The 10,521-nt window shown below is 70.3% G+C and carries 7 protein-coding genes; 4 read left to right on the forward strand and 3 right to left on the reverse strand.

The features are described from left to right. Positions 1-126 precede the first annotated feature (126 nt). Positions 127-759, reverse strand: a complete 633-nt coding sequence (locus DSY14_RS24210; protein WP_211718926.1) for a TetR family transcriptional regulator — start codon at positions 757-759, stop codon at positions 127-129. A 358-nt stretch (positions 760-1,117) separates the two neighbouring features. Here DSY14_RS24210 and DSY14_RS24215 point away from each other — a divergent pair, with 358 nt between their 5' ends. The 4 genes from DSY14_RS24215 (at position 1,118) to DSY14_RS24230 (ending at position 5,519) form a co-directional block, all read left to right on the forward strand. Beyond that, positions 1,118-2,146: an MBL fold metallo-hydrolase gene (locus DSY14_RS24215; protein ID WP_211718927.1), complete on the forward strand. Its 1,029-nt coding sequence runs from the start codon at positions 1,118-1,120 to the stop codon at positions 2,144-2,146. A 166-nt stretch (positions 2,147-2,312) separates the two neighbouring features. Continuing rightward, on the forward strand, positions 2,313-3,659 hold the full coding sequence (locus DSY14_RS24220) for a glycosyltransferase family 4 protein (protein WP_211718928.1): 1,347 nt from the start codon (positions 2,313-2,315) through the stop codon (positions 3,657-3,659). Between the two features lie 109 nt (positions 3,660-3,768). Continuing rightward, a complete protein-coding gene (locus DSY14_RS24225) occupies positions 3,769-4,443 on the forward strand; it encodes a class I SAM-dependent methyltransferase (protein WP_249188387.1) in 675 nt (224 codons plus the stop codon). After that, on the forward strand, positions 4,443-5,519 hold the full coding sequence (locus DSY14_RS24230) for a prenyltransferase (protein ID WP_211718929.1): 1,077 nt from the start codon (positions 4,443-4,445) through the stop codon (positions 5,517-5,519). Before DSY14_RS24225 ends, DSY14_RS24230 begins: the two co-directional genes overlap by 1 nt. A gap of 95 nt (positions 5,520-5,614) precedes the next feature. Here the strand turns inward: DSY14_RS24230 and DSY14_RS24235 are convergent, their stop codons facing one another. Further along, the gene (locus DSY14_RS24235) at positions 5,615-9,199 is read right to left on the reverse strand and encodes a transglycosylase domain-containing protein (RefSeq protein ID WP_211718930.1); all 3,585 of its coding nucleotides are present in this window, start codon (positions 9,197-9,199) and stop codon (positions 5,615-5,617) included. Between the two features lie 287 nt (positions 9,200-9,486). Next, positions 9,487-10,119 (reverse strand): class I SAM-dependent methyltransferase, encoded by a 633-nt coding sequence (locus tag DSY14_RS24240; protein WP_211718931.1) that lies wholly within the window; start codon positions 10,117-10,119, stop codon positions 9,487-9,489. Between the last annotated feature and the right edge of the window lie 402 nt (positions 10,120-10,521).

Below are 10,521 nucleotides of genomic sequence, written 5' to 3' on the forward strand. Positions count from 1 at the left end.
CCTCCGCCCCGCGAGGACGACGAGGCCCCCGGGGAGGAACCCCCCGGGGGCGAACAACCCGGCGGCGGCTCCGGAGGCCTGCTCAGCGGACTGTTGGGACTGCTGTTCGGCGGCGAATGAGCCCCGTCAGAAGGAGGCGAGGAGACGTTCGGCCGCGACGTACAGGCGGCGCTCCACCTCGTCGACGTCGCGGCGCCCCTTGAGCACCTCCACCAGTTCGAAGATCCACACGCTGGTGAGGGCTCCCGCCAGGACGTACTCCACGCCGCCGCGGTCGATCTCGTCGACGTCGGCGGTCGCTTCGTCGGTGTCGGTCGACCCGGTCGCCACGAGGTGGCCGGTGGCCACCCGCCACACCAGGTCGGTGATGCGCACGTCCAACTCGATCTTGACCTCGGCCATGATCAGCGAGCGCACCAAGGCATCGGCCAGTTCGGGCTCGCGCATGAGACCCCGGGTGGCGCGGAGCAGGACGTCGAGCGCGCGGCCCTCGGGGGTGTCCGCGGTGGGCGGGCGGCGGACGATCCCACCCTCCAGCAGGTCGAGCTCCTCGGTGACCACGGCCACGACCAGGTCCATCTTGGAGGGGAAGTACCGGTACAGGGTCCCCAGGGCGACCCCGGCACGCTCGGCCACCGAGCGCATCTGCATCGCCTCGACACCACCGCGTACCGCCAGGGCGGCCGCGGTCTGGACGATTCGTCGACGACGCTGTGTCTGACTCCGCGTCATCGTTCCGATCGTTGCCTGCACCGCCACTGGGCCTCTCCCCTTCGTCATCGACCCACCACCGGTGCGGTGGGTCGAGTGCCGCCTCAGGGCCGGCGCTGCACCGCCGGCCATCATGAGAACACGTTATCCAACGCCTTCCCGTTCAGGCAGTGCCTCGAACCCATGATCCGCACCTCATCGCGCGACGTGACAGAGGCAATACGCGGCCTTGGCGACGGTTTTCCGATCGCCTCTCGAAGGCCAGTAGAATATGTTCTACTTTGCCGCACACCTGTGTCCTGGCCCCCATTCGACCTGCTTTGGCCGCACTCCGGCCGAGACCCGAACCGACGCCTTCCCTAGAATCGAACCGGATTCGGTTTCCTGTGGAGAGGCGAGGGCCAGGATGCGTGAGGTTCCCCCGGTGGAGGACCTGGGTGAGGGGCTGTGGAGCATCCCCGTGCCCGTCCCCGGCAACCCGATCGGTTTCACCTACGTCTACGTCCTCGCGGCGACCGGCGGACCCGTCCTCATCGACACCGGCTGGGACCACGACGCGTCCTGGACCGCGCTGGTCGACGGCCTCGCCCGGACCGGCCATCGCGTCGACCAGGTGCAGGGCGCCGTCCTCACCCACTTCCACGCCGACCACTCCGGCCTCACCGGCCGCCTGCGCGCCGCCTCCGAGGCCTGGATCGCCATGCACCCACGCGACATCGACGTCCTGGCGCGCCTGGCCGCGCACGACCAGGACGCACGCACCGCGTCGATGATCGCGCAGATGACCCGCGCCGGCTTCCCAGACGAGGACATCGAGGCCTTCCGGTCCTCCCCCACCCTCTTCCGCTCCCCCGCCGCGCCCGACCTCGCCCTCGACGACGGTGAGCGGATCGACGTGCCCGGCCTGGACCTGCGCGCGGTGTGGACGCCCGGCCACACTCCCGGCCATCTGTGCCTGCACCTGCGCGACCGGGACCTGCTGTTCACCGGCGACCACGTCCTGCCCCGGATCACCCCGCACGTGGGCCAGTTCCCCCTGGACTCCGCCGAGGGCGACCCGCTCGGCGACTTCCTGGCCTCCCAGGAGCGCACCGGGCGCCTGCCCGACGCCGACCGCCTCCTGTGTCTTCCCTCACACGAAGCGCGTTTCACCGGGCTGACCGAACGGACCAGGGAGATCCGCGAGCACCACGAGGAGCGCCTGGGTCGTATGGCGGACCTGTTGGCGCGGGGCCCCGCGACCCTGTGGGACGTGACCTCCCGGCTGGAATGGCGGCGCCCCTGGGAGAACATGCGCGTCACGGCCCGACACATGGCCGCCTCCGAGACCGCGGCGCACCTGCGCACCCTGGAGGAGCGCGGCCTGGTCGCGCGGGACGACGCGACCACCGCGCCACGCTGGGTCGCCGTCACCCCGGCGCACCTTCCCCCATAGGATCCCTGTAGCCGAAGCCCGGCGCCGACCCCGAATGAACTCGCGAGTAACATGAGCGGGGCGCCCGCACCGGCCCCGACGGCGCCCCCCGCAGGGGCGGCACCCGCCACCGACCCGCAAGCGAACGGCGGCGACCGGGCACGCGACCCAACGAAGAGGTGGACCCTTGACCCAGTCGGGTACGAGCACGGGACCGATCCCACGGCCGTCCGGCGAACGCCCCCTGCGCGTCGCCCTCCTGTCGTACCGGAGCAAGCAGCACGTGGGCGGCCAGGGCGTGTACGTACGCCACCTGTCCCGCGAACTCGCGGCGCTCGGTCACCAGGTCACCGTCTTCTCCGGGCAGCCCTACCCCGTGCTGGACGAGGGCGTCACCCTGGAGAAGATCCCCTCTCTGGACCTCTACAACGACGTCACCCCCTTCGTCGCCCCGCCCGTGCGCGAGTGGCGCGACTGGATCGACGTCCTGGAGGTCGCCACCATGTGGACCGCGGGCTTCCCCGAACCGCTCACCTACTCGCTGCGGGCCAACCGCGAACTCCGCCGTCGGCTCGACGAGTTCGACGTCGTCCACGACAACCAGACACTCGGCTGGGGTCTCCTCGGCATCAAGTCCGCCGGGCTGCCCCTGGTCACCACCATCCACCACCCCATCAGTGTCGACCGTCGCATCGAGATCGACGAGGCGCGGGGCCTGCAGAAACTCTCCAAACGCCGCTGGTACGGGTTCGTGAGGATGCAGGCCCGGGTCGCCCGCCGCCTCGACCCCATCCTGGTCCCCTCCCGGTCCTCCGCCGACGACATCGCCCGTGAGTTCGGCGTCGACCCCACCACCATGGAGGTCACCCCCCTGGGCGTGGACACCCGTTACTTCCACCCCCGCCCCGACGTGGAACGCGTCCCCGGCCGCATCGTGTGCACCGCCAGCGCCGACAGCCCGCTCAAGGGGGTCGGTGTCCTCCTGCGCGCCGCGGCACGGCTCACCGCCGAACGCGACATCACCCTGACCATCGTCAGCAAGCCACGCCCCGGCGGCCCCACCGACGAACTCGTCGACCGACTCGGCCTGCGCGAACGCGTCGAGTTCGTCAGCGGCATCGACGACGAGGAACTCGGCCGGCTCATCTCCAGCGCCCAGGTCGCCGTCGTCCCCTCCTTCTACGAGGGCTTCTCCCTGCCCGCCGTCGAGGCCATGGCCTGCGGCACTCCGCTCGTGGCCAGCCACGCCGGCGCCCTGCCCGAGGTCGTCGGCACCGACGGAGAGGCCGGTCGCCTCATCCCCCCGGGCGACCCCGAACTCCTGGCCACCACGCTCGCCGACCTGTTCGACGACCAGGCCGAACGCGAACGCATGAGCGCCGCCGCCTGGCGCCGCGTCCAGGAACGCTTCACCTGGAGAGCCGTCGCCGAGCTGACCGCGCAGCGCTACGCCTCCACCATCGCCGCCACGGGGACCGGTCCCGACGGTGCACACGACCCCGCGCCCGTGCGGGCCCGCGCGAACGGTGCCTGACCCGGCAGGCCGCGCACACACGACCCGCAGCACCATCCCAAGGGAGCCTCCACTGATCACCGTCGACTTCCACCTGTTCCCCGTCGGCCCGGGCCACCGTGTTCTCGACCTGGGCTGCGGCGGTGGCCGCCACGCCTTCGAGGTCTACCGCCGCGGCGCCGACGTGGTCGCCTTCGACCAGAACGTCGACGACCTCGCCGACGTCGAGACCATGTTCGCGGCCATGCGCCAGGAGGGCGAGGCGCCCGCGTCCGCGACGGCCGAGACCGTCAAGGGCGACGCCCTCGACATGCCCTTCGACGACGGCCACTTCGACCGGGTCATCGCCGCCGAGATCTTCGAGCACCTGCCGCACGACACCGCCGCCATGAAGGAGCTCTACCGGGTCCTCAAGCCCGGTGGCATCGCCGCCGTCACCGTGCCCTCGTTCCTGCCCGAGCGCATCTGCTGGGCGCTCTCGGAGGAGTACCACACCAACGAGGGCGGGCACATCCGCATCTACACCCGCGCGGAACTGGAGGCCAAGCTCAAGGCCACCGGGTTCGAGATCGGCCCGCACCACCACGCGCACGCCCTGCACGCACCGTACTGGTGGATCAAGTGCGCCGTGGGCACCGACAACAACGACCACCCCGTGGCCAAGGCCTACCACGAGCTGCTGGTCTGGGACATGCTCAAGGCCCCCAGGGTCACCCGGGTCGCGGAGCGGCTCCTCGACCCCGTCATCGGCAAGAGCGTGATCGTGTACGTGCGCAAGCCGCTCACGGCCGACCCGTCCGCCTGATGGCCACCGCACCCTCGCCGAACGAACCGGACGCCCTCCACCTTCCCGGGGTCCTCAGCACCGAACAGCTGTACCGGTCCGCGGACTACCTGGTCCGTGCCCAGGAGCCCTGCGGTGCCATCCCCTGGTTCCCGGGCGGCCACACCGACGTGTGGGACCACGTGGAGTGCGCCATGGCCCTGACCGTGACCGGGCTGCTGGTGCCCGAGCACGCCGAGGCCGCGCGGCGCGCCTATCGGTGGCTGGCCACGAGCCGGCACGCGGAGGGCGGCTGGCCCGCCAAGTTCCGTCAGGGCACACCCGTCACCGACCTGCGCGAGGCCAACCACGCCGCCTATCCGGCGGTCGGTCTGTTCCACCACCTGCTCACCACCGGTGACACCGCGTTCGCCGAGGAGCTGTGGCCGGTCGTGGAGAGCGGCCTGGAGTTCGTCCTGGCGCTGCGCGGCGACCACGGGGAGATCCTGTGGGCCCGCGGGGAGGACGGATCACCCGGGGACCACGCGCTGCTCACGGTGTGCGCCAGCGTGCACCACGCTCTGCGCTGCGGTGCGGCCCTGGGCGCCCGGCTGGGTCGGGAACGCCCCGCGTGGACCACGGCGGCCGACCGGCTCGCCGTCCTCATCAACGACCACGACGACCTGTTCGCCGACCGCGACCGGTTCTCGATGGACTGGTTCTACCCGATCCTGGGCGGCGCCGTCCGCGGCGAGGACGCCAAGGCGCGCATCGCCGAACGGTGGGACCGCTTCGTCGTCCCGGGTCTGGGCGTGCGCTGCGTCAGCGACCAGCCGTGGGTGACCGCGGCGGAATCCTCCGAGCTCGTGCTCACACTGGCCGCCATGGGAGAGACCGACACGGGCGTGCGCATCCTGCGCGACGTGCAGCATCTGCGCGACCCCGACGACGGCGTCTACTGGACCGGATACCAGTTCGCCGAACAGGTGCGCTGGCCGGTGGAGCGCAGCACCTGGACGTCGGCCGCGATCGTCCTGGCCGTGGACGCCCTCACCGGCACCACCCCGGGCTCACGGGTGTTCCTGCACAGCGGGGACATCGCGCCGGTGGTCGCCTGAACCCGCGCGTCACCTGGGCCGGGCACCGGCCACCGAACTACGGCGAGGGCCCCGCACCGGATCGGTACGGGGCCCTCGTGCCCAGTGGCCGCGCGTCACTCGTCGTTACGGCCCGGCGGGAAATCGGGGATTCCCGGCTCGTTCGGGTCACCGGGCTCGCCCGGCTCCTCGATGGGCGGTTCCGGCGAGATCGGCTCCTCCGGCTCTTCCGGGACCTCCGGTTCCTGAGGCTCCTCCGGCTCGACCGGGGCCTCCGGCTCCTGGGGTTCCTGGGGTTCCTGAGGCTGCTGCGTATTCGGGTCCGGTGCCCAGTTCTCCGTGCTGCCGCCGAACGCCGGGCTCGGGAACGAGCCGCGCTCGTATCCGTCCATCGCCCGGGTCATGTAGGCGTTCCACATCGCGGCCGGCAGACCGCCACCGGAGATGTCGTGCCCCGGGATGCTGAAACTCTCGTTGTTGCCGCTGTACACACCCACGGACGTGGACAGTTGCGGGGTGTACCCCACGAACCAGGCCGCGACGCTGCCGTCGGTCGTACCGGTCTTGCCCGCCACGGGGTGGTCCCACAGTCGGGCCCGCGTGCCGGTACCGGCGTTGACGACCTGCTCCAGCGCGTGGGTGACATCGGCGGCGGTGGACTCCTCCAGAGCCCGTCGCTCCTCCACCTCGGGGCGCTCGTCCTCGCCCTCCTGGTTGACGACCTCCTTGACGACGTGCGCGTCGATGTGCACACCACCGTTGGCGAAGGTCGCGTACCCGCTGGCCTGGTCGATCGGCCGGACACTGGTCGCGCCCAGGGGCATGACCGGCACCAGCTGGTTGTCGTCGATGCTGCCGTTGGGCAGGCCCACGTCATAGGCGGTCTCACGGATCTGCTCGAACCCGACCTCCTGGGCCAGCTCCACGAAGCCCAGGTTGTTGGAGACCTGGGTGGCCTGGGTCAACGTCATGACCCCGCCCGAGTCGTTGCCCGCGTTCTGTACACGGGACCCCTGGATCTCGCGCGGCCCGCGCCCGTCCACCGTGGAGTTCAGGCCGTACCCCTGTTCCAGGGCCGTGGCCAGCACGTACGGCTTGAACGCCGAACCCGCCTGCGCGGCGCCGCGGAAGGAGCTGTCGTACTGGTTGGCGACGTAGTCGTGCCCGCCGTAGAACGCCAGGACCTCACCGGTGGCGGGATCGATCGTGGACAGACCGATGTTGACGCCCTCGGGCAGGTTCTCCTGGGGCACCATCTCCTCGACCGTCTCGTAGGCCGCGTCCATCATGTCCTTGTCGAAGGTCGTGACGATCGTGTAGCCCTGACGGTTGATGTGGTCCTCGGTGTAGCCCAGGCGCTCCAGTTCGCTCATGGCCTCCTGGAGCATGTAGCCCTTGTAACCGCTGATGTCGGCGCCGTCCAGGGACTTCTCCGGTTCGGGGGCCGGGAACTCCATCTCGTCCGCCTCGGCCTGCGTGATGGCCTCGGTCGTGACCATGCCGTCGATGACGTACTGCCAGCGGTTCTCCATCGCCGGCGTCGTCTCCACGTCGGCCTGGCCGAAGTGGGTCGGCTGCTGGATCGCGGCGGCCAGGAAGGCGGCCTCCTCGGCCGTGAGCTCGTCGACGTCCTTGTGGTAGTAGGCCTGGGCGGCGGCCTGGACGCCGTAGGACATGCGACCGAAGTAGATGGTGTTGAGGTACTGCTCCATCACCCACTCCTTGTCCTGGCTCTGGTCCACCTTGATCGCGATGATGATCTCCTGGACCTTCCGCGCCACCGTCTGGTCCAGGGACACCCCCTCGTAGTAGTTGCGGACCATCTGCTGGGTGACGGTCGAACCGCCCTGGACCTGCTCACCGCTGATCGTGGACCACACCGCACGCATGGTGCCGCTCACCGAGACACCGGGCTCGGTCCAAAAACCACGGTCCTCCGCGGAGATGACCGCCTCCACGACGTGGTCGCCACCGGCGATCATCCGGTCGTAGTCGATCACCTCACGGTCGGTGCCGCGATAGGCGAACTCGGTCTCGCCGTCGGCGAAATAGAAGGTCGACCCCTGCTCCACGGCGTCGGCCTTCGCGGCGTCCGGGACCTCGACCGTCGCGTAGAAGAACGCGAACACACCGCAGCCCGCGATGATGAACAGGCCGGTGATCACCAGGAACGTACGGAGGACGCGCCACCAGAGCGGCTTCTTGACCTTCTTCTTGTCGCCCTTGCCGCCCTTGTCCCCCGGACCCTTGGGGCCTCCGGGACCACCGGGCGGGCCCTTGGGGCCACCGGGACCGCTGGGGCCACCGGGGCCTCCGGGAGCGGACTGCGCCGAGGCGGAACCGGCCGCGGCGGCACCGGCGACGGCGCCCGCCCCGGCCGCGACACCGGCAGCACCGGAGGAATCCTCGTCCTCGCTCTGCTGCTCCGAACGGAAGTCGGACATGCGCCGGGGCTGCGGCCACATCTCGTCATCGTCGGCGGGGGCCGACCGCTGCTCGGCGGTCCGGTCGCCCTCGTCCCAAGCCGTGTCCGTCGGGGACTCCGGCCCCTCCTCGGGGGGAGGCGCGGCGAAGGCGACCGCGTCCGCGGCGGGAGCGGGCATGGCCTCGGTCTTCGGGGACGCGTCGTCCGGTGCGTCGTGCACCGGCGTGAAGGGTCGTGTGGGGGGCTCCTCGGCCGTCGCCGGTGCGTCGTCCGCCGGGGACTCCACCCCGCCCGCGGCCATGGCGCTCTCCGCGTCCTCAGACGACGCGGAACCCTCCTTGGCGGCCCACGTCGAGTCCGAGTCGCTCGGAGCCTCCGCCGTGCCCTCAGCGTCGCTCTCGGGGCTCTCCGGGGTTTCGGACACGTCGGAGAAGACGGGGATCGGGAACGCCCCGGTCACCTCGGTGTCGGGGTCGAGGGTGCCGACATCGTCCGTGTCCCCGGTGTCCTCGTCCGCGAAGGGGGCGGTCGACGTCGGGGCGGCGGAGGCGGAGCCGGAAGCGGAATCATGGGCGGGGTCGGAATCGGGGCCGGCCGAGAGGTCGGTGTCGTCCTCGACGCCGTTCGTCGCACGGGCGGTGCCGACGTCCCCGTCGGTGTCCGCGCCGGCTTCGGTCGTCTCGTCGGTGGAAGGTGCGGGGTCCCTGGTGAACCAGGAACCGGCGCCACTCGTGGTCTCGCTCCGACCGGAGTCGGAGTGCGAGTCCGTCCCGGGGGTCGCGTCCGTACCGGAGCTCGTGTCGGTATCCGTCTCCGGGCCGGTCGCGTCCTCCGATCCGGCGGTGTCCCGGGTTCCGGTACCGGACTGGGACACAGCACGGTCCTCGGAGTCGGTCTCGGTGTCGGTGTCGGTGTCGGTGCCCGGATCAGAGGACACCTCGTCGTTGCCGTACCCCTGCTCGGCCAGCGTCCGGGCCACCCGGTCCCGGAAGAAGGTGCCACTGGTCTTGAACGCGTGGGACCCGGGGACGAACTCCGGTTCGGGACCGTCGTCGTTCCCGGACTCGGTGTCCGCGCCTACGCCGGACTCCGACCCGGATTGGTCCTCACCGGTCGTGGGTACGTCACGCTGGGGCGTGGTCTGACTGGACAGCTCCTCTGCAGAGGCATCGTTCTTCTCCGGCGTGTTCGAGTCGGGACGCCGTCCATCCGTCCCGCCATCGCCGTGTGTGCTCTCGCTCAGCTCCCCGCCCCCATGGCAAATCACGTCCGGCACCGTGCCGTCCTGGTGTTTGACGCGCGAGTGCCCCGGATCGGTTCAGTTCGAGTCAGGACTGAAGCGGTATCACGGGGAAATTCACCACCATCGCTCCACCCTCACCGCCACGATACCCGCCCGTAACTGTGTCAAGGTCGAATCCGTAACCACGCAGTGACTTCTTACCGTGGGCTTACCCCTCGGTGGAGCGTTCCATGGTGTCCGATGGATCACCGTGTGAGCAGCGCTGACGGAATCGGCCCCAGGGGTGGGCGAGCGACCCCCTGGAGCCGTGGATCCGGTCTTCAGGAAGTGCGTTCCAGAACACGCATGGAGCCGACCACACGGACCTCCGTGAAGCGCCCGGTCTCCAGCGCACGGCAGTAGATGTCGTAGGGCGGGCGCCCACCGTCAGCGGGGTCGGGGAAGACGTCGTGAATCACGAGAGCCCCACCGATCGCGATGTGCGGAGTCCATCCCTCGTAATCGTTCCGGGCGGCCCGCTCACTGTGACCGCCGTCGATGAAGAGCATGCCGAGTTCGGCGCCCCAGACCGCGGCGACGGCGGTGGAGGCACCGGCGATGGCGATGACCTCGTCGTCCAACCCGGCCTGGGTGAGGGTGCGACGAAAGTGCGGAAGGGTGTCGAAGACACCCGTGACCGGGTCGATCAGCGTGGGATCGTGGTACTCCCAGCCCTCCTGGTGCTCCTCCGACCCCCGGTGGTGGTCGACGGTGATGACCCTCGCACCGGCGACCCTCGCCGCCGCACCCAGGAACACGGTGGACTTACCGCAGTAGGTGCCGATCTCCACGATCGGGCCACGCTCGGCGTACGCGACGGCCGTCTCGAACAGGGCCAGGCCCTCGTCGGTGGGCATGAAGCCCTTCGCCGCTTCCGCGGCCGCCAACAACTCCACCGGGATTGTCTTCGTCATAACGCGATTGTCCCATTCCCGGCCCACGGCACCGGACGCGCACGTGATCCACACAGCGTCCGCCTGCTCTGACATCGAGTCGCCCGACCATGTTCTTCTCGATATCGGGGGCGTCTCGACCTCCGCCGTCCTCGCGCTGCCCGAAACCGGAAACCCTCGCACCGAAGAGCTTGAAGGCCATCTCCGAGCGCCGCCGAGCATCGTGAACGGTGCACAGGCCGAGAAAGCCCCTTCGCCGCCCGCCGGCACGGCCGACCTCCAAAGCCACGACCCCCGCCCTCGGGTTCCGGGCACAAAAAAAAGGGGGGGCCCCAACAGGACCCCCCCTTTTCCAAAAAAAACCGTGGCAGCGACCTACTCTCCCACCCCACCACAGGGCAGTACCATCAGCGCAAAGAGACT

Source organism: Nocardiopsis sp. MG754419 (assembly GCF_018207095.1).
In the GTDB taxonomy this organism is placed as follows: Bacteria; Actinomycetota; Actinomycetes; order Streptosporangiales; family Streptosporangiaceae; genus Nocardiopsis.

Excerpts from the sequence above, each read along its gene's own strand:
- DSY14_RS24215 (WP_211718927.1), top strand. The coding sequence starts at position 1,118 with ATGCGTGAGGTTCCCCCGGTGGAGGACCTGGGTGAGGGGCTGTGGAGC.
- DSY14_RS24230 (WP_211718929.1), top strand. The coding sequence starts at position 4,443 with ATGGCCACCGCACCCTCGCCGAACGAACCGGACGCCCTCCACCTTCCC.
- DSY14_RS24240 (WP_211718931.1), bottom strand. The coding sequence starts at position 10,119 with ATGACGAAGACAATCCCGGTGGAGTTGTTGGCGGCCGCGGAAGCGGCG.